The sequence below is a fragment of the Cryptosporangium aurantiacum genome (assembly GCF_900143005.1).
Classification (GTDB): domain Bacteria; phylum Actinomycetota; class Actinomycetes; order Mycobacteriales; family Cryptosporangiaceae; genus Cryptosporangium; species Cryptosporangium aurantiacum.
Window position 1 is genome coordinate 286,960 of sequence record NZ_FRCS01000007.1, and the last position, 21,483, is coordinate 308,442.

The 21,483-nt window shown below is 75.7% G+C and carries 1 protein-coding gene; it reads right to left on the reverse strand.

Annotated elements, in window-relative coordinates; translation table 11 throughout:
- Nucleotides 1–3: 3 nt before the first annotated feature.
- Nucleotides 4–21,432, reverse strand: a complete 21,429-nt coding sequence (locus BUB75_RS24210) for a toxin glutamine deamidase domain-containing protein (RefSeq protein WP_073260078.1) — start codon at nt 21,430–21,432, stop codon at nt 4–6.
- Nucleotides 21,433–21,483 lie beyond the last annotated feature (51 nt).

The window sequence follows — 21,483 nt, forward strand, 5'->3', positions numbered from 1 at the left end:
TCCCTACGGGGCGCCGGGCGGCGGGCCGTTGGGGTCCGGCGGGTCGGGCGGTCCGATCGTCGGCGGAGGCGGTGCGGGCAGACCGCCGGGCCCGGAACCCACGCCGGACGCCGGGCCGGTGCCCTGCTGCATCCGGGCGATGAGCGCGGCCCGCAGCTCCACTGCCTTGTCGGCCAGGTGCTCGTACAGGGCCGCGAGGTGGGCGCGCTGCTGCTCGTCGTCGACGGCAGCCTGCGACATCTGGTTGCTATGCGGCACCTGACGTGCCTTCCCCCGGTCCTTCTCCGCGCTGTCGGCCCACTTGTCGCTGAGCGCGCCCATCACCGACGCCAGCCGCCCGGCGAGACCGGGCGCGACCGGCGCGATCACCTGGATGACGCCGTACGCGAGCGCGCCCACGCCGGTGTGGACGATCGCGGCCGGAAGCGTCCGCGGCAGGTAGCTGGGGTCCCACAGCTTCTTGAGCTTGGCTCGCCCCGAGTCGGCCTGCTTGACCGGCGCGAACCGGCGTGGCTCCGGCTGCGGCATCGGTCCGGTGGTCAGGTTGATGCCGAGGTGGTCGCTGATCGCGTCGATGAGCCGGATGACGGCCTGGGTCTCTCGCGCCATCGTGGCCTGCACGATCGCGGTCTCGGTCGCCAGCTCGACGTCGGTCTCGTTCTCGTCGTGTTCCCGCGCTTGCCGCAGCCGGTCCCACTGGGCCTGCATGCGCGACTCCGACACACCACCGAGCACGGTGCCGACCACCCCGCCGACCGCTCCGACGCCGATGATCGCCCAGCCCACCGGCCCGCCCACGATGAGGCCGACCGCCGTGGTGCTCGCGACGGTGCCCAGGCCGACGCTGGACAGGCCGGACTTGGCCAGGTGCTCGGTGAGGGACGGCAGCTCGTTGCGCAGCGAGTACGGCGACAGGTCTTCCGGCCGCTGCAGATCGGCGGTGACCGCGCGCTGCGGGCGGCGGGTGTCACCGGTTCCGCGCTCGGCGGGGTCCGGGTCGGGGTAGCCGGGGATCGGCACGCCGAGCGCGATCGCGATCGCCGTGTAGTGGTCGTTCAGCGCGATCAGCCGATCGATCTGCTCGTCCCGGGCGGTGGCGATCGCGACGTTCTCCAGATGCCGCGTCTCGAAGTCGCGGTCGTACTGCCGGTCGGTATCGCGGTCCTGCTCCTGTTCCTGCCTGCGGTACTTCAGCCACTCACCGATCGACCCCGCCACACCGGCCACCGCACCCGCGGCCGCACCGATCACGACCGACCGGAGCTGACTGATCGGCCCGAAGCGCGCAACCAGCCCGCCGACCAGGGCACTCCACGCCGTCGGCGCCGGAGCGGTCTTGCGGATGAACGTCCGCATCGGCAACACCGCACTCCGCGGCCCCCGGTAACGCCGCCGCTCCACGCCGCGGTCGAACCGGTCGGCAGGCACCGGCCGACGGCTGAACAGCCGCGCGACCGAGGGCTTGCGCGCCGACGGGGTGTTCCGCGCCGTCCCCGGCAGCGCCGAGCCCCGGCCGCGGCCGGACGCCTGCTCGGCGACGTCGAGATCGGCGTCGAGCCGGGAGAGGTCCGCGGCCACCGCGCGCCGCGCCCCGTCGGCCTCGCCCTGCGCGATCGCTTCCTTGCGGTCGGCATCCTTCCGGCTCCGGTACCGGGTGACCCACTCGCCGGTGCCGACGGTGACCGGCACGACGGCGGCCAGCGCGAGCGAGATCCAGCCGCCGGTCGGGTAGTTGAGCAGGAACGACAGACCGCTGGCCACCAGCAGCGAGGTCCCGGTGGACGTGACGGCCTTCCACCGGTAGGTGGCCTTGGACGGCGTGCCGGTCGGCATGCCCGGCTCGGCGCGGTTCCGGACGCTCCGCGTCCACGGATCGTCGAGGTCGGCGACGAGCCTGCGGATCGTGTCGAGCTCGCCGGACAGCACCGCGACGCCGCGCTCGACGCCCCCGGGCAGCGCGGGATGCAGGCCGAGACGCGCCACGGTCTCGACGAACCACGGCGAGACGGCCTGCTCGGAGAGCCAGCGCACCGGCGCCGAGCGGGCACCGTCCAGCCGGGCGACCGTACGGAGGTAGGCCATCTCGCCCTCCCCGTACGCCGAGAGCACGCGCTCCCCGGTCGCGTCCAGCGTGAACAGCGGATCGGCGCCGCTCGGCGGGTCGGTGACGCCGCGGCGTGCGGCGGCCCGCCACGCGATCTCCCGCGCCAGCATTGCCTGCGCGCGGGCCGGCGAGGCGGACGCGGCGATCAGGAACCGGTCGCCGTCGGTGGCGTCCACCGTGGACGTGACCCCGGCCGGCAGGTCGGCGGCCGTCAGCAGGAACGTCACCTGCGCGGCAGGCGGATCGTTCTCGTTCAGCGTCACCGTCACCCGGTGCCAGTCGCCGCCGACCGGCTCCACCCGGACGGCGTGCACCCGGGCGTCGGTGGCCAGGTCGTCCGGCGCGGCGGTGGCCGCCGCGAGCAGCGCGGCGCCGTGCTGCGCCCGGGTCCGGCCGGGCGTCGCGCCGTCGAGGCGGGCGAGCCGTGCTTGCAGGTCGGCGGGGAGCCGACGACGCACCTCGGCGGCTCCCGGCTGGTCGGCGGCCAGGCCGGCGCGGACCAGCGCGAGGCGCAGCGCGTTGTCCGCCTCCCGTCCGCCGACGCCGTGCCTGGCTGCCCGCAGACGCGGCCGCAGCCCCGGCCGGTCGGTGGTGAGCGCGTCCAGACCGGACCGCATCCGGCCCCCGCCCGGCGCGGTGCGCCGGTCGAACAACATCCGCAGACGCGCGACGTCGGCCGGCGGCAGCGACCCGGCCGGCACCCCCGCCGGGTCCAGGGCGGCGAGCAGCCGCACGGCCTCCGGGACGCCCTCCCGCAGGATCGCGACGTCGGGCGCCGACGGCGACACGTACAGCACCACGTGTCCCGGGCGGACCAGGTGGGCGGCGGCCGCCCGGCCGTGCGCCAGCTCCGGCACCGGGGGGCCGTCCGCCGGCGGGCTGACCAGCGTCACCCGCACCGGAGGCCCGCTCGGGAACCGGACGAGGACCTCGTTCTCGTCCGCGGTCGGCTCCAGCCGCAGGTCCGAGCCGTCCAGGCCGCGGTAGCGGAACGCGACGTCCAGCGCGTCCCGGCCGGCCGCGAGTGCGGCGTTCGGGTTCGGGCGTGACCGGCTGCCGTCGTGGCGGTCGATGATCGGCCCGAACTCGGCCGGAAGCGTGGCGCGGAGGGGGGGTGCGGCGGGGGAGTCGGCGGCCAGCCCGAGCCGGGCCACCAGCTGCCGGGCGAGCCGGGTGGCGCGCCGCTGGGCCGCCCGGGTCGGGCGCGGGCCGGAGCGCACACCCGGCACGTCGGTCGGGTGGGCGTCCGGATGCGCGATCCGGTCGAGCGCGCGCAGCTCGGCGAGCGCGGAGAAGTGCGCGGCGCTGAGACCCCCGGCGGCGAGGTCGCGGAGCAGGTCACCGGTGAGCGGTGTGGGGACGCCGAGCCGGTGACCGTCGCCGGCCGATCCCGGCGCGGTGGCGAGTTCGCCGAGCACACCGGCGAGTTCCCGGACGACCGCGGTGTGGATGCGGTCGGCGGACGCGTCCTCGGAGACCAGCAGCGTGACCAGCGGAGTGCCGCCGTCGAACGTCGTCACCTCGGTCGTGGCGAGCACGCCGGGCCCGAGCGAGTCGACGTAGACCGCGACCCGCACGTCCTGGCCGTTGGGCATCGTCACCCGATACCGCGGCTGCGTGCCGGGGGTGATCTCCGGGTCGTTCGGGTCGCGCCCGTCCCGGCGGACGCGCAGGTTCAGGTCGTCGCCGAGCGCGGTCAGCGCGGCCTCGGCCGCCCGGGTCCGCTCGCCGGGCCGGTCGACGTCCTGCAGCTCGGCCAGGAGCGTGGCGAACTCGGCCGGTAGCGCGTTGCGGCGCACGGCGCTGCCCGGCTCGCCGGGCTGGAGACCGGCGGCAGTGGCCAGCGCGTCGAGCCGGCGGGCGATCCAGCGTCGGGTGCGCCGGCCGCCGGAGCCCGGATCCCGGGGAGCGGAGTCGGTGGCCCCGGCCTGGCGACGGCGCCGCGCGAGCCGCCAGCCGGCGCTGCCGACCGGTGCCTGCGTGTCGGCGTAGACCCGCGCCAGGTACCGGCCCTCGGCGGCGAGCGCCCAATCGTCCGGGTTGAGGTCGTTCGGGTCGATCGGGTCGGTGCGCGGGCCGGAGGCGAGGACCGGAGCGGCGTCCAGCGGCAGCCCACGGGCCCGCCGCTCGGCCTCGGCCGCGATCCGCGCCAGCTCGCGGACCAGCGCCGCCGACCGCGGCAGCCCTTGCCCGCGCGGGTCGACGTGGAGAACCGCGCCGATTCCCGCACCGACCGGCGTGCCCAGCGTGCTGCGCGCCAGCCGTCCGCGTTCGGAGCGGTCGGCGGTCAGCACGACGGTCGTGGTGATCCCGTCGGCGAGCGTCAGCTCCAGCGCGCGCGGGTCGGTGGCGCTCGGCCGCACCGCGACCACCCCCGCGGCGGGCGCGAGCCGTTGCAGTTCGGCGGTCACCGCGTCGACGTCCAGGGCGGTGGGGCGGCCCAGGCCGTCGAGCCGGTCGAGTTCCTCCAGCACCTCGCGCCGCCGCGCGAACAGCGCTCGCTGGGCGTCCACGTCGGGCGCGTCCCGTTCCAGCCCGGCTCGGCGGGCCAGCTCGGCGAAGACCCGCCGGGCGCGGCCCCGTTCCACCGGGTTGCGTGCCTGCCGGATCCGGTCGACGGCCGCGGCGATCTCGAGCACCCGGCCGTCGACCTCGGCGTGGTTCGGGTCGCGTGCGGTGATCTCGGCGAGCATCCGGGCCACGACGAGGTCGACCTGCGTGTCCTCCAGCCAGGGGGAGAGGCTGACGCGCACCGGACCGCCGCCGGAGGCCGGACGGATGACCGCGCCCCGGCCGAACCCGGCCTGGGACGGCAACCGGTGCGCCGACGAGGCGGACACCCGGATCCGGTGAACCAGCGGCCCGGTGCTCGGGTGAGTGAGTTCGAACTCGCCCGGCGTCGGCTCCCGCACGGTGAACCCGCCCAGGTCAGCGGCGGCGCGCAGCGCCTCCCGGCCGCGCGCGGTGACCGCGCGGGTGTCGGCGACGGCTCGCCCGCCCTCGCGTTCCTCCAGCACGGCGCGGACGCCGTCGGGAAGGTGCGCGCGCAGCCGGGCGGCGCCGGGCGCACCCGCGTCCAGACCGTGCCGGACCAGCGCCGCGTCGAGCTGCCGTCCGATCCGGAACGCGCGCAGCCGGGCGATGTCCCTGGCCGGTGCCAGCGCGTGCGGATCCTCGCTGTCGTCCAGCGCGTCGGCCAGCTGCCGGGCCCAGATGCTGATCCGGGCCAGCACCGCCCGGTCTTCCGGGCTGGGGCGGGACGGCCCGGTACCCGGCGAGCCGCGGTGCACCTCGTGGTCGGTCGGTGTCGTCGCCAGGGCGTCGGCCGCGGACTGGCCGACGTCCGGCTGCCGGGTCACCAGGTCGACGGTCTGCGCGACCGCCTCGCGTTCGACGCGGCGCGTCCACTCGGCGTTGGTGACCCACCACGGCCGCCGCTGGTTCAGCGTGACGCTGGCCAGCTGCCCGGTCGGGTCGGTGGGTCCGTCGGCGGCCAGCGTGTCGACGAGCGCACCCGCGACCACCTCCAGCGTGAGGTGGCGCCCGTTCTCCAGCACGACCAGGTAGGTGCCGGTCCGGTCGTCGTCCGCGCTCCACGGCGCCCGGCGCCACGTCACCGACGCGATGCCGTGCTGGCCTTCCAGTTCGTGGATCGCGGCGCCCGCGGTCTCGATCAGCCGCCGGATCCGCTGGTCGGCGGCGCGGGCCATCGGCCGGAGCCGGCCGGGCCGGTCGACCGAGAGCATGGTCCGGGCGTGCTGCGGCGCGAACAAACCTTCGTTGACCAGCGCGTCCAGCCGCGAACCGACGCGGCCGACACCGCGGTCCAGCCCGAGTCGCCCGGACAGCTGCCGGATCCGCGACCGCAGCACGGCGGCGCGCAGCAGCAGCCGGCCGGACGCTGTCGACTCCGCCTCGGCGAGCTGTTCGAGCAGCACCCGCAGCGAGGCGATCTGGGCGTAGTGGTCGTCGCGCCACTGGTTCGGGTCGAGCGGGAGCGGGCCGTCGGCGGGAAGCGGCACCGCCGTCGGGGACGGTGTCAACTGCCGGCGCGCCCACAGCGTGAGGCCGACCTCGACCCGCTGCCGCACGTCCGCGGCGGACGCGCCCGCGTTGACGGTGACGGTCAGGCCGTGGTCGATGTGGTCGGAGAACACGACCGGCTCGGCCGCCGGGTCGGTGCTGCGGTAGACCGCGACGTCGACCTGCAGGTCCGCGTGGCGATCGGTCGGCCGGGTCGGATCCGGGAAGCGCACCCGGACGATGTTCGGCGCGTTCGGGTCGAGGCGGACGCCGACCTCGTCGCCGCTGGTCGTGAACGCGCGCCGGGTGGCGGCGAGGGCCACGTCCACGTTCGGGGTGCTGCCGGCCGCGCCGTCGAGCGCTTCGACTGCGGCTTTGAGCTGGTCGGGGAGCGTGGCCCGCCGCTCGGCTGCGCCGATCGTGTCGTGGTCCAGGCCCAGCTCGACGATGATCTCAGCCGCCAGTTCCGGCGCGAGCTGCAGGGCCACGTGGAGCCGGGCCAGGCCGGCCACGTCCGCGATCCGGTGGTCGTCGGCGTGGAGCGGGCCGGTGGGTCGGCCCGGCCGCAGCACCGGCGGACCGGCCGGTACGCCCCGGCGCTCGGCGAGCCGCGCGGCCACCTCGCCGGCCAGCGCGATCAGGTCGGCCGGGCCGGCGTTCTGCAGCGGCACCAGCAGGCCGGCCAGCGGGTCCACAGTCGTCGCGTCGTAGTTCGGGCGTACCGGCTCCGGGCGCTGTGCGGTGATCACGTCGGGTTGGTCGCTCACCCGGATCGCCGGGGTGCCGGTGCCGTCGGCGACCTCGATCGTCACCTGCTGGCCGCCGGGCAGCGTCACCACCGCGAGACCGTCCCCGACCAGGTCGACGGCGTCCGCACCGGCGATCTCGGCGGCGGACTCCAGCGCCGCGCGGGTCTGCCGCCGGAGCCCCACCGCGTCGGGGTCGAGCAGCCCGGCGAGCGCGGTGTGGGCGGCGTCGTCGAGCGCGCCCTCGTCCCGGAGCCGCTCGTACCGGCGCTCGCCGCCCGGCGAGGACGGATCCAGGTCGGCCGCCGCCCGCAGAGTGGCCACCGTCCGGGCGGCCCGCCGCCGCGCCCGGCGTCCGAGCCCTTCGTCGGTCGCCTGGTCCGCGGCGACCGCCAGCTCCGCGGCGGCCGCCGCGTCGTCGCTGCTGATCCCACCCGGCGACCCCGCGAGGGCGGCGAGCTCCCCGGCGACGACCCGGGCCACCAGCCGGTCGAGCGCGAGCGGGTCGGCGCCGGTGAAGACGGTCAGCTCGGGGCCGTCCGGGCCTCGCGTCACGCGTCCGGGGGCGCCCGGCCCGTCGGCCGGTGTCCACTGTCCGGTGCGGATCGTCAGGGTGCCGGGGGCGTGGGTATCCGCGGTTAGCGCGAGTCGTTCGGCGTCCAGGCGGGTTGTGGTGGCGGTGGTGCCGCCGACCGCGTACCGGGCGGCGACCGCCTCGGCCTGCTGCCGGGCGCGGGTGACCGCCCAGGTCTCGGCCGCGCTCTCTCCGGCCGGGGCGTCGGGGTTGTGCAGCGCGGCGAGGACGCGCTCGGTGGACGGGTCGAGCAGGCCGCGGCGGAGCACGGCGCCGTCGCCGGGGCCGAGCAGGCCGTGTTCCCGCCCGAGCGCCAGCAGGATCTCGGTGGCCCGGACATTCCGGCCACGGACGCTGCGCTGCGCGGTCGCGGCGTGCACCTCGGCCAGCGCGCGGCGGTCGGTGACGGTCAGCTGGTCCGCCGTGACCGGCGCGGACGCCGGACCCGACCGCAGGATCGGGTCGCCGGTCGGCGCGTTCTGGTGCATCGCGAGGAGCTCGGCGGCGGCGCCGGCCAGGGCGATCGCGGCGTCGGTCGGCTGCGCCCGGTCGTCGAGAACGATCGTGCCGCTCGCCGCGTCGGCCAGACCGACGACGCCGCTGGGCACCGGGCCCGCGGACAGCCGGATCGTCAGCGGCGCGCCGGTGTGCGGGGTCAGGACGAGGGTGTCGGGGTTGGCGGGGTCGATCCGGGCGCTGGTCACCCCGACGATTGCGGCGAGGCCGGGCAGGTCGCCGGTGGTGCGATCGGCGTCCGCGGTGAGCGAGCGCAGGACGGCGTCCGGATCCGGGCGGGGACGGCGGTCGTCGACCAGGTCGGCGAGCGCGGCGGAGAGGTCCGGGGGCGGGGTCCTCGGGGTCGTGGCCGGGGCCAGGGCGCCGCTCGTGCTCGTGGGGTCGGCGCCCGAGGCCGGGGTCAGTAGTGCGCGGCGGGCCGCCGCGTCCCGGGCCCCGGCCCGCAAGCCGAGTTCGGCCGCGCGCGCGGCCAGGCGGTGCCGGGCCGCCTGCCGGGCGAACCCGCGGGCCGTGCGGGCGGTCTCGGCGAGTTCGGCCAGCTCCGCGCGGTCCTGGTGGTCGGTGACCGACCGGTCGGCTGCCCGGGCGCCGGGCGGCAGCGGGTGGCGGCCGAAGACGTTTCCTGGTGGGGCCGCGCTGCCCAGGGCGTTGGCGGGTGCCGCGGTCGCCAGTGCGGTGGCCAGCGCGCCGGCGATCGCGCGGGCGGTGTCGATCGCGGCGGCGCCGGGATCGGCGTCCCTGGCGACCGTGACCACCAGGGTGCCGGACTCCACGCTGACGACCGCGGGGCGGCCGCCCGGCTCACCGACGACGACCCGGACGGTCGCCGACGGTGCACCGTCCGGAACGACGTCGACCAGGCCACCGCCGCGCGGCGTAGCCTCGCCGCCGAGCAGCGCCACGGCCCGGACCACGGCCTGTTCGGCCCGGGTGCTCGCGACGGTCGTCTGCGCGCCGCTCACCGCCGCGGCGGCATCGGCGACGTCGGTCGTCAGCAGGCCGGCGCGGACCGCGGCGGCCAGGCGGCGGGCGGCGGCGGCCTCCTGAGCGGGCCGGGAATCCGCTCCGCGGGCCGGTCGGGCGTCCGCGGCGGTCGTGTCGGGCGGGAGCAGCCGCGCGTCGATCAGCGACTGGCGGAACCGGGCACGTGCCGCGCCGCGCATCAGTGGCAGCGCGTCCGCGACCTCGCGGGCCCGGCCGCGCACCCGCGCGAGCGCCGCGTGGTCGGCAGGGGAGAACGGAGGCACCCGGCCGGCCTGCAGCTGCGCGAACGCCGGGCCGTCGGTCAGCAGGTCGACCCGCCCGACGCCGGGCCGGAGCGCGGCGAGGTGGGCGGCGATCTGGGCCGCAAGTTCGATCTGGACGTCCACCCGGCGCCCGGTCGGCGGCACGGCGACCGCGAGGGCACCGGCCGGGGCACCCGGAATCGCGGACGCGGCGCGGGCGGTGCCCGGCGCCAGGCTCGCGTCGACGCCGAGCGCAAGCGGGAACGCCGGCCCGGTCGCGGTCGGCCAGACGGCGAACAGGCCCGGCCGGTTCGGGACCGCCTCGATCCGGTGGACACCGGCGACCTCGGCGATCCAAGTGGCGCGCCGGAGGTTCTGCACCGGGTCGGCCCCGAAGAGCGGCCCGTCAGGATCCCCACCACCCGCAGGCCCACCGGGCGTCAACCCGCCAGGGCCACCAGGCCCACCGGGGTTGCTCGGGCTGCCAGGGGTGCCCGGCGCGCCAGGCCCGCTGGGGGTGTTTGGGCCGCCGGGGGTGTTTGGGCCGCCGGGCCCGCCGAGGTTGGCGGGCGTTCCCGGGCCGCCCGGCGTGTTCGCATTACCCGAGGTGTTCGCGCTGCCCGGGGTGCCGGGCGACCGTGCGGCGGTGAGCCGCTGTTCCCGGGCGCGCACCGCGGCGCGCTCGGCTTCCAGCTCGGCCCGCAGCGTCCGCAGGACCGGGTCGGCCGTCCCCGCCGCTGCCGCGGACGCCGCCCACGTCGCGGCTTCCTCCTGCTGGACCCGGCCGACGTCCCCGGTCAGCGGAGCACGACCGGTGACCGACGCGGCCAGCCCCACCGCCGGGGCCGGGTCGAGTGCGGCGATCCGTCCGGCCAGGTCCGGGGGCAACAGAGCCCGCCGCTGGGGCCACCCCTCGCTGTTCGTGTCGAGGTCGGCGGTGAGCGACGCGCGTCCCGAGTCCGCGGGCGCCGCCAGACCCGCCGCGGCGATCTCCGACCGTGCCCGTGCGAGCAGGCGTGCGCGGGCCACCGGCCGGTGCGCGGCCTGGTCGAGGGCGTCCAGCGTCCGGGTGATGCCCAGCAGGCGCGCGTAGTCGCGGGCGGACACCCGGGACGGGTCGATCGGACCGGACACCGGGCCGGGCCCGAACACGTCGGCGCCGGTCGGCGCTCCGTCGACGGTCGCGGCCCACGCCTGGTCGATCGCGAACGGCAGCGCCTGCTCCAGGGCGCGGCGTCCGGCTCGCTCCGAGACGGTGAGCGTCACGAGGCCGTCCGCGCCGGTCGTCACCCGGACCAGCTCGGACGAGTCGGTCACGACCACGCGCACCCGCAGCCGACCGGTGTCGCCGGTGAGCCGCACCAGCCCGTCGGGCTGCAGGTGCGCCGACGAGAACGCGGTCGTCGGCCCGGGAAGCGACCGGAGGATCTCGCGGGAGTCGTCGGCCACCAGCCGGGGCGCAGCCATCCGGCGCACCGGACCGTCCATGCTGAATTCCGGCGGCGCTGCCGCCGCCGGTGCGGGCGCTGCCGACGGCCCCGGATCGGGCTGTCCTGACTCGACTGCCGCCAGCCGCCGGTCCAGGTCCTGACGCCGGTCGGCCAGTTCCGATCGGGCGCGCGTCAGCCCGAGCTCCTCCTGGTCGAGCAGCGCCACCCGGGTCGCCCTGGCACGCGCTCCCAGCTCGGCGTCCCGGTGCGCGTCCCGGTCGGCCTTCCAGCCTTCGACCAGGGCCCGGACGTCCGGGTCGAGCGCGCGGACGGCCGTGTCGAAGTTCGGGGAGCCGCCGATCGGGTCGCCGGTGACCGGGTCGATGCGCGGTGCGACCAGGCCGAGTCCGTGCAGCTGTCCGTCCAGCTCGCGGGCGGCGAGCGCGCGAGTCAGCGGGTTCCGGGACGTCGTCGCTCTGGTGTGGAGGCGGCGGATGCGCTCCGACGGGTCCACCGGGCCGGTGGGTGTGTTCGCGCCCGTCGGGCGGGCTTGGTCGGTCGTGTGCGCACCGCTCCGCGGGGAGCGCGGCAGCCCGTCCGCGGTGACCGCGCGCGCGTCCGCGTCGAGAACCAGCACGTCCATCAACGTGACGCGCTCGGGGTCGTGGAACGGCGCGGTGTCGCGCTTCCCGGTCTGTGGGTCGAGCCACCAGATGACGCCGTCCTGGTTCACGGCGGCGAACTGGTGTCCTCCGCCGTCCCGCCAGCCGACCGCGACCATCGCTGAGGAGCCCGGACCGGCCTGCAGCAGCGCCGCGGCGATCCGGTCGAAGCCCTTCCGGGCGGCCTCTTCCGCGGCGTCCTCGTCCAGGTGCTCCTGGGCGGGCACGACCTCCTGGTAGCGGCCGCCGGTCCACTCCTCGTCGGTCGCCCGGGTGTCGCCGGTCCGGTCGGCGCGGATCAGCCGGTTCGGGTCGTTGTCGCGGTACGCGCTGCGGGCGATCGGCGCGGCGACGCGCGGACGGCCGTACCAGGTGTCGATGAACGACCGGGTGGCGTCGATGCAGTTGATCCGGCGGCCACCGTCCTTGTCGGCGCCGAACGCGTTGAGCCGCGCGAACCAGTCGCCGACGTCGACGCGCGGATGGACCGGGAAGCCGCCGAACACCCGGACCAGCGCGGACTCCAGCAGGAGCTGGTGAGCCTTCAGCGGCCGGCGGTACCCCTCGCGTCCGAAGGTACGGAGCTGGTCGGCGGGCTTCCGCCCGGCCGCGCCGGGGGCTGGCGAACGCTGGACGGTCGGGTCGTCCGGGCCGGCGAGGTCGCCGACGTCGGCGTTCTGCTCCTCCCAGTTCGTCGGCGCGCCTGCCTGGACCGGATCGGTCGGATCGAAGTGCGGGCCGATCGCCAGCAGCCGCTGCTCGGCGTCCCGGTACTTCTGCCGGATCGTGGGGGCGTCCGCGGTCTGCGCTGCGGCTTGCGCGGCGAGGTCGCGGAGGCGCGCCGCCTCGACGCGGAAGCTCGCCGCCGTCCCGGCGTCGGAGGCGAGCGCGGCCAGTTCGTCCGACTCGTCGGCCCAGCGGGAGTAGAGGACGGCCTGGGCCTCGGCAGCGTCGATCGCGGCCTTGCGCCTGCCGAGCGCCGCGACGCCCCGGAGCCACGGGCGCAGCTTGTCGACCCGGCGCGTGAGGTCCTGGAAGTACTCCTCGGACTGCTGCTCCAACTCCGCCTGCAGCACCGGGTCACGCAGCGGGGCGAGCGGATCGGTGGGCTCGGTCGTGCCCGTGGGGCGCCGGTCGGTGTCCGTGCCGCCGGGTAGCTCGCGCTGCTGCCGGTCGTGCAGCGCGCGCAGCTCGTCGACCCGGGCGGCAGCGTCGTCACGTTCGCGGGTCAGTTCATTCTGGACGCTCCGGGCCGCGTCCAACGCGGGCCCGAACCGCTCGGCGGCCTTCTTCGCGGCCTCGGCCGCGCGGGAGGTCCGTTCGAACGACGCCTGGGCCCGGTCGACCGCGGCCATCGCGGCGCGAGCCTCGGAGCCGAGCCGCCTGCTCTTGACCGCGTTCCGGAACGCGTCGATCAGGCTGCGCCGGGCGCGGTCCTGCGCGGCGTGATCGGACAGTTCGCCGGAGTGCGTGGTCAGCATCCGGGCGCGTAGCCACGCGAGGCTGAGCGCTTCGCCCTGCTGACGTGCGGCCTCGGCGGTCCGGTGCGCGAACTCGAGTGCGGTCCGGTGTGCCTGATCCAGATCGGCGACCCGCTCGGTCTGCCGGGCCGCGCGTTCGGTGAGCTCGTCGAGCGACTGATCGAGCGCAGCGAGTTCGGTGAACGTCTGCGTCAGCTGGTCGAGCCGGTCGCTGTCCGGACGCTCCTCGCCTGCGGTCAGCTCGGCGAAGTACTGGTTGTCCTCCCGCAGCAACTCCAGGCGGGTCTCCGCGGTCACCCTGGCGATCCGGGTGAGGTCCTCGTCCACACCGCCGGACGGGTCGGCGGCCGCTGCCTCGATGAGCGCGCGCGACTGCTGCTCGTACAGCGCCCGGACCTCGGCGGTACGGGCGGCGATCGTGTGCTGATCGCGGAGGAGCGAGTCCCGGGTCGCGCGGACTGCCTTCCAGCGCGGGGCGAGCTCCGCGACGGTGGCTTGTGCTGCCGCGGCGTCGCGGTAGGCGTCGTCGGCCAGGGCCTGGATGCGCTCGGCGCGGGCCAGCGCGAGCCGCGCTTCGCGGGCCAGCTGCCGGCCCTGGGCACGGATGAGCAGGGCCGAAACCGGGTTACCCGCCTCGGGCGCCTCCCGGGTCAGCTTGGCCTCCGCCTGCCAGCGAAGGCTCTCCGCGGTCGACCGCAGTTTGTCCGCGGCGCGCCGGTGGCGGCGGGCGGCATTCTGAGCGCGGGTCGCGTCGGTTTCCGCCGCGTCCAAGGGCCCATCGAGTTCGGCGAGCCGGCCGGCCGCCGCCGCGGCTGCCTTGGCGGTCAGGTCGACGATCTGATCGAGTTGCCGGAGCGCGTGGAACGTCTGCGTCAGCTGCTCGAACCGGTCGCCATCCGGACGCTGTTCCCGGGTGGCCAGGTCGGCGTAGTAGTCCGCCTCGGCGCGTAGCAGCGTCTGCCGCGGGTCCGGATCGGTGAGGGCGGCAGCCAGCCCGGCCGAGAGGGGAACCAGCTCGGTCGGCCCCTCCGGCGCGGCGAGGGGTTCGGCGGCGGCAGCGTCGGCGTCGCTTGTCGAGTCGGCTGCGTCGGCTGCGTCGGCCGGGCCCTGGAGGCTGACGTACCTGGTGCGCTGTGAGGGCGTGAGCGTCGCCACCGCCTCGTAGCCGGGTGGCACCGGCTCGTTGTCCGAGTGGTGGATGCTGTCCGCGACGATCGGCAGGCCCGGGACCGCCAGCGGCCGGCCGTCGGCGTCGAGCAGGAGCATCCCCATGAAGTCGATGTCCCCGGGACCGAACGGCGGCCCGGAGGTGACGAGCGCCGTCTGGGTGTCGACCCAGCGGATCCGGCCGCCCTCGTTGACGACGGTCAACGCGTGGCCGGAGCCGGTCCGCCAGCTGACGTCGACCAGGGCTATCGAGCCGTCGCCTGCCGCGAGCAGCGCGGCGGTGACCCGATCGACACCGGTCTGCACCGCCGCAGCCGCCTCGGCTGAGTCCGACGGAACCGCGTCGAGGAACGGCACGACCTCCTGGGAGCGTCCGCCGGTCCACCGTTCGTCGGCCGATACCGTCTCGCCCGGGCGGAGGATCTCGAGATTGTCGGGATTGAACGCACTGCGTACGGTCGGCGCGGCCACGCGCGGTCGCCCGAAGTACGTGTCGATCGCGGCGCGCCGGGCGTCGGCACAGTTGATCCGCCAGCCATCGTCCTGGCCGTACGCGAACGCGTTGATGCGGTAGAGCCAGTCGCCCCTGTCGAAGGACGGACGGAGCGGGATGGTTCCGAACTCGCTCACCAGAGCGTGCTCGAGCAGGCGTTGGTGGGCCAGCAACGGTCGCCGGTATCCGGTTGCGCGGTCGTAGTCACGGACCTGGTCGGCAGGTCGGCTCGCGAGCGGACCGGTCGCCTGTGACCGGTGCACCAGTGGGTCGGACTCGGTCGTCGGGCGAGCGGTGGGGCTGGCCGGGTCGGTCCAGTCGATGTTCTGGTCGTTCCAGTTCGTCGAAAAAGCGGCGAGTTCGGGCCGCGCATCGGGGTCGTAGTCAGGCGCGAGCGCCGCATTGAGCCGACTTTGCTCGTCGTCGAGAGCCCAGAACTCGGCATCCAAGTCGGCGCGCGCGACCTCCCATTTCGCCATGCGTGACGCCGCGCGGTCGCGGAGAGCTTGGGCCTTTGCCCGGAGACGGTAGGCGTTATCGGGGAAGTCGGCTTCGGTTGCGTCGGCCCGCAGCGTGAAATCTCTGGCAGTCCGGAGGAGTTCGAGGGTGTCTTCCAGGTCCGAGTACAGCGCGGCGTTGCGGGCGTCCAACGGGGCGCGGACCGCAGCGAGCCGATCGAACTCGACCGCCAGGCGCGAGACGCGGTCGTGCAGGTGCGAGAAGTAGGATCCCGACTCGTCGTAGAGGCGGGTGACGTACGCCGGATCGGCGAGGTCGGCCAGGATCTGCGCAGCGGGGTCCGCCTGGTCGGCGTCGGCCGGGCCGTGGAGGCCGTCGGCCGGCGCGTCGTAGCCGACGGGACGGGACGGGGTGAGCGTCGCGACGGCCTCGTAGCCGGGCGGCAGCGGGTCGTTGTTCGTGTAGTGGGTGCTGCCCAGGTAGATCGGCAGGCCCGGGACCGCCACCGGCCGGCCCTGCGCGTCGAGCACGATCATCCGCATCGACTCGACCGCCGATGGGGCGAAGATCGGTCCGTCGGTGACTTCCGCCGTCTGGGTCTCGACCCAGCGGATCCGGCCGCCCTCGTTGACGACGAGAGACGCGTGGGCCTGCTCGCCCCGCCAGCTGACGTTGACCAGCGCCACCGCGCCGTCGCCCGCTGCGAGCAGCGCCGCGGCGACCTGGTCGACGCCGTTCTGCACCGCCGCGGCCGCCTCGGCCGAATCCGCAGGCACCGCGTCGAGGAACGGCACGACCTCCTGGAACCGTCCGCCGGTCCACCACTCGTCGACCCATCCCTCGTCGCCGGGGTGGACGACCGCGCCGCCTTGGTCGGGATCGAACGCGCTGCGTACGGTCGGCGCGGCCACTCGTGGGCGCCCGAAGTACGTGTCGATGACGGCGCGCCGGGAGTCGCCGCAGTTGTTTCGCCAACCCTCGTCGTGGGCCGCGGCGAACGCGTTGACGCGGGAGAGCCAGTCGCCCCGGTCGACCGACGGACGGAGCGGGATGCCGCCGAACTCGGTCAGCAGCGCGTGCTCGAGCAAGCGCTGGTGCGCCAGCAACGGCGGCCGGTAGCCGGTGACGCGATCGTGGTCACGGATCTGGTCGGCAGGGAGGCGCGCGAGCGGACCGGTCGCCCACGTCCCGTGCACCAGTGGGTCGGACGTGGTAACCGGGCGAGCGGTGGGGCTGGCGGGGTCGGTCCAGTCGGTGTTCTGGTCGACCCAGTTCGTCGCAACATCAACGAGGTCGGGCTGGGCGTCCGGGTCGTAGTCGGGCGAGAGCGCCGCGTTCAGCCGACGCTCGTCGTCGCGGAGGGCGTCGATCTCGGCATCCAGGTCGGCACGCGCGACCTTCCACGCGGCACCGCGGGCCACCGCCTGGTCGCGCAGAGCGCGGGCCTTTCCGCGGAGCCGGTGGGCTTCGTCCGGCGAGTCGGGTTCCGCGGCTTCGGCCCGCTGCTCCAGGTCCCTGGCGAAGCCGAGGAGCCGCGCCGCCTCCTGTGCCTCCCAGTTCAGCGCGGTGTGCCGATCGGACTGATCCGCGCGGGCCGCGGCGATCCGGTCGAATTCGCCGGTGAGTCGCGCGACGCGCTCGTCCAGGTGGGAGAAGTAGTTGTCCGACTCCGTGACCAGCCGGGCGACGTGCGTGGGGTCGGCGAGGTCGGCCAGGATCTGCGCAGCCTGGTCCGCGTCGGCCCGCAGACGCGGCGCCGACGTGTCGGCCGACGCGGGCGGCGTGGAGGCGGGCGGGCCGGACGCCGCGGCGTCCCGGTACTCGTCGGTCAGCTCGGCGGCGCTGAAATGCGAGATCGGCAAGCCGTCCACCGGAGCCGGGGCACCGGTGGGGTCGAGCACGATCATGTCCAGGAACAGGATGCTTTGCCCGTACTCCAAGTGCGGGCTGATCCGGTTGTTCTGGGCGTCGACGAAGAGGATCTCGCCGTCCTGATTGATCGCGTTCCACGCGTGGCCGTCGCCGGCCGGCGACCGCCACGCGGCGTTGAGCATCGCCACCGATCCCGGTCCCGCCGCGAGCAGCGCGTCGCGAATGCGCTGCTCGCCGAGGCGCAGTGCCTCGTCGGAGGCCGGCGTACCGACCTCCACGCCGTGCTGGAACGGCACGACCTCCTGGAACCGTCCGCCGGTCCAGTTCTCGTCGGTCGCGGTCGACAGGTCGCCGGGATGGTCGGCGTCGGCCGACGTCAGATCGGCGTAGTCGCTACGGAACCCGGGTGCGGCCACCCGCGGCCGCCCGAACCAGGTATCGACGAACGCCCGCCGGGCGTCGGCGCAGTTGATCCGCCGCTCGGGGTCGAACGCGCGCCCGAAATCGTTGAGTCGCCGCAGCCAGGTGCCCTGGTCGACCCGGGGGTGGACCGGGATCGTGCCGAACTCGAGCAGCAGCGCGATCTCCAGCAGCCGCTGGTGGGACAGCAGCGGCGGCCGGTAGCCCAGCGTCGGGTCGGTCGACCGGACCTGATCCGCCGGCGCCCGCTCGTGGATCCCCGGCCGGGACTCGACGACCAGCGGGTCGTCGGAGGTCATCGGACGCGCGGTCGGACTGTCCGGATCGGACCAGTCGGTGTTCTGGTCGAGCCAGTTGGTGGGGGCGTCCGCGAGGTCGGGGTCGGTGTAGGAGTCGGGCGAGATCGCCCGGCGCAGCTCGTCGGTCGGCGCGATCGCCTGCTGCGCGGCAGCCATGTTCTGCCGGAGCTTGTCCAGCTCGGCCTGCTTCTGCGCCAGCTCGGTGACCGCTGCGTCGGCCGCGTCGGCCGCGGCCTGATCCCTTCGGGCCATGGACGCTTCGCGCTGCGCGACCTCGTACGCTTGCGCCGCTCGTAGGGCGGCGTCGCGGCTGCGGGCGGCGAACCGGTGAGCGGTGCTCGGGTGGTCCGCCCGGGTCCGCTCGGCAGCTTCGGCCAGCCGGTTGGCTTCGCGGGTCAGCGCCTCGGCGCGGGTGTTGGCCTCGTCGGCGGCGCGGTGGTGCGAACGGGCGGCTCGCGCGGTCCGGCGGACGTGCCGCCGGGAGACCTCGGGGTCGGCGTCCAGCTCCGCGATCCGCTGTTCCAGCGCGGCGATCTCCTCGCCGACGACCGCGACGATCGCTTCTACCGCCGCCGCGAACTCGGTGTCCGGCGCGACCTCGTCGATCCAGTTCTGCAGCGCCTGTCGCCGGGCGGCCAGGTCGCCGAAGTAATCCGCGGACTCCTGCGCCAGCCGCGCGACGACGTCCGGATGGGTGAACGCGGCGACGACGTCCGCGGGAAGGTCAACAGAGTCGGACGACGTGCCGGGCCCGTCGTCCGAGCCGCCGCCGCGCGGGGCACCGTCGTTGGGGGCACCGTCGTTCGGGGTGCCGTCGTTCGGGGGGTCGTCGTCGAGGGGCCCATCCGTGGGGTCCGTGTCCGGGCCTCGCAGCGCGCGGGACAACACTGGTTCGCGGGTCGCGGTGTCCGTGGGCGGGGCCGTGCCGTTCGCCGGGCTCCGACCGGCCGGGCGGCCGGCGGGGCGGCTGCGGGCCAGGCCCGCGGTCGCGGCGCCGGCCGCGAGCAGCAGTGCGACCGCCGCCTCGTGGTGCTCGGCGACGGCGGTGCGGAGCGCCGACAGAGTCGCACCGGACGTTCCGGCGCCGGACTCGTCGGCGAAGAGACCACTGACCAGCGCTTGGAGTCGCGCCTGCTCCGGCGTCCGCGGGGGCTCCTGCAGAATGGCGTCGAGTACCTGCTGGGTGAGCTCGCCCGGCCGGGCAGGCTCGACGGTGGGCGCCGCCGCGGCGGGCAGGTCCGCCTCGGACACGACCGGACTGGTAGCGGTCGGAGGCGTCGGGCTCGCGTCCCGCTCCGGCGGCGATCCGATTTGGTCGGTGGGCTGCTCGGCGGTGCTGGAGTCCTGCCCCGCGAGGCCGGTGTCGGTGCCGCCCGCGGCTCCGACACCGTCGGCGGCGTCCGCCGGGCCGTCCGCGGGCGTATCCGCGTCCAGCGACGGCGAAGTATCCGCGCCAGAGCCGGCACCGTCGGCGTCCGCCGCCGGGGTCGCAGCGGCGGGGGAGTCATCCGACCCTGTGTCGGCGGCCGGGCCGCCCGCATCGTCGGCAGCCGAGCCATCCACGCCCGCGCCGTCGGCCGGCCCGGCATCCGCGCGCGGGCCGTCCGTGGGCGGGGTGTTCGCGGCGGGGGCGTCGGCGGCCGGGGTGTCCGCGCCCGCGCCGTCGGCCGTCGGCGCGTCAGCGGCCGGGGCGTCGGCGGCCGTGTCTGCTGGCGAGTTGGTGTTGTTGGCGACCTGCGGGTCGGCCGGGGCAGCGTCGGTGGGGGTGACGTCAGCGGAGGCTGGGGTAGCGCTCTCGCCGCTTGGGGGAGGGCTGGCGGAGTCCGTCGACAGCTGCTCCGCTTCCGGGCCCGGCGAGTCCGAGGTGGACGCGGGCTGCGCGTCGGCCGCGGCGGGCTCGGGGGAAGCCGACCCCGAGGGACCTCCGGCGTCCGACGTGGTCGCGTCGGACGCGGGCGCCGTGTCGGACGACGAGGGAGCAGCCGCACCGGCGTCGCTCGTGCTGCCCGTGTGACCGCTGCCCGCGTCGGTCGTCCCCGCGCCGGTGGAGCCCGCGTCGGTCGTCCCCGCGCCGGTGGAGCCGGAGTCTCCGCCCGCCGAGGAACCCTCGCCCGAGTCCGACCGGCCCCCGCCCGATCCCGAGTTGCCCGATCCCGAGTTGCCCGACCCCGAACTTCCGGACCCCGAGCTCGACGAACTGCCGCCGCCCGCAGACGAACTCCCCGAGCCCGACCCCGCCGACCCGCTACCCGCCGACCCGGTTCCCGGCGCTCCCGCGCCCGGCGCCCCAGCTCCGGGCGCTCCCGCGCCCGGTGCCCCGGCTCCGGGTGCCCCGGCTCCGGGTGCCCCGGCTCCGGGTGCCCCGGCTCCGGGCGCTCCGGTGCCGGGAAGCCCGGTGGACGGCGCCGGGGCCGGGCCGCCGCCGACGCCCGGATCCCCGCCGAGCCCCGGATCCCCGGCCAACGCCGTCACCACGTCCGCCTCGGTCGCGCCGATCCCCGCCGCGTGGTGCCCGCGCAAGCCGCCGAGCAGCGAATACGCCGCCTCCTGCCCGGCGGACGTCATTCCCTGTCCCTGCCCGAACAGCCAATCCTGCAAGCTCGACGGGTTGTCCAGCGCATAGGTGACGCCGGACGCGGTCAGCGCACCGGTTCCTTCGCCGACGGTGTCGATCGCCACGCCGTCGTGCCCGCGCTTCACCAGCGACGACACCGTGCCGGTGATGGCCTCCTCGCCGGTCATGTTGAGCAGCCCCGGCCGCCCGTACTCGTCGTCGACCAGCACGATGTGGTCCTGGTGACCGGCCGCCACCATGTACGCCATCGAGGTGCCGACCTCCTTGAGGCCGCCCTTCGCACCCTCCAGCGTGTTCTCCCAGACGTACTTCCCGGTGTTGGCCGCCGTCGCGGCGAGCTTCTCCCGGGTCGTCTTCTCCGCGAACTGCTCGGCGGCTTCCCGCCGGGCCTCCGCGACCGCGGCCTGCTGGGCTTGCCGGGACGCGATGGCGGCCGCCCGGGCGGCGGCGGCGTCCGGTGCGGAGCGGGCCAGCCGGTCGAGCTCGGCGAAGCGGCTCAGCCGCCCGCCGCCCTCGCGAGTGGCCTGCCGGGCGGCCTGGTGCTGGGCCATCCGGGTGCCGAGCGAGTCCAGCGGATGGCGAGCGCCGCGCCAGAGGTTCGTGGCCCCCTCCCGGACGCCGCGCCACCCCGCGCTCGGCGCCTGCCGCAGCCCTCGCCCGACCGCCTGGGGCGTCCGCCCGAGCGTCCGCCGCCACCCCTGGTCACGGACGTTGTCGACCAGCCTCGGAATCAGGCCGTTCCGGTTGATGACGAACGGGTTGGCGCCCCGCCGGATGTCGCGGAACGCGTTCGGCGCCTGGTTCCGGATCGCCTTCGGGGCCTGCTTGAACGCGGCCTTGGCGCCGTGCTCGAAGATCTCCTGGACGAGTTCCCGGGCGGCCTTCGTGATCGCCATCCGTGTCGCGGTGTACGCGGCGGCGACGCCGATCGTCGAGAGCCCGAGCGTCTGGATGAGCATCATGATCGCGGCGAACAGGGCCATCGCGAGATCGAACAGATCCCACAGCGCCATCAGCTTCATGAACTCGACGGAGTTGCCGGTCGCGCGGACCATCTCGGCCAGCGACCCGCTCGACTCGGTCGCGGAGGCGGCCACCTTCATGTGCCGCATGTACTTGGCCCGGTACGTGTCCGCGCCGCCGGCCTGGCCACCCGAGAACGTCGTGGCGATGTCGCTGCCGATCGGGCCGACCTGCTCCTGATACTCGGCGAGCAGCTCGGTCAGCTGGGTGCGGAGGTCGGCCAGGTGGTAGAGCTGCAGCTCGTCGGCTTGCGGGATCTGGACGAGGAACTCCATGACCTCGCCGAGGCAGCCCGGTAACCACTCCTCGAACTGGCGGAAGCACTCCAGGAGGTCGTCGAGCGCCTCATGGAAGGAACCCACCCGGTGTTCCCTCCCCGCTCGGCGTCCCGGTGTTTCATCTGCTCAGTAAAG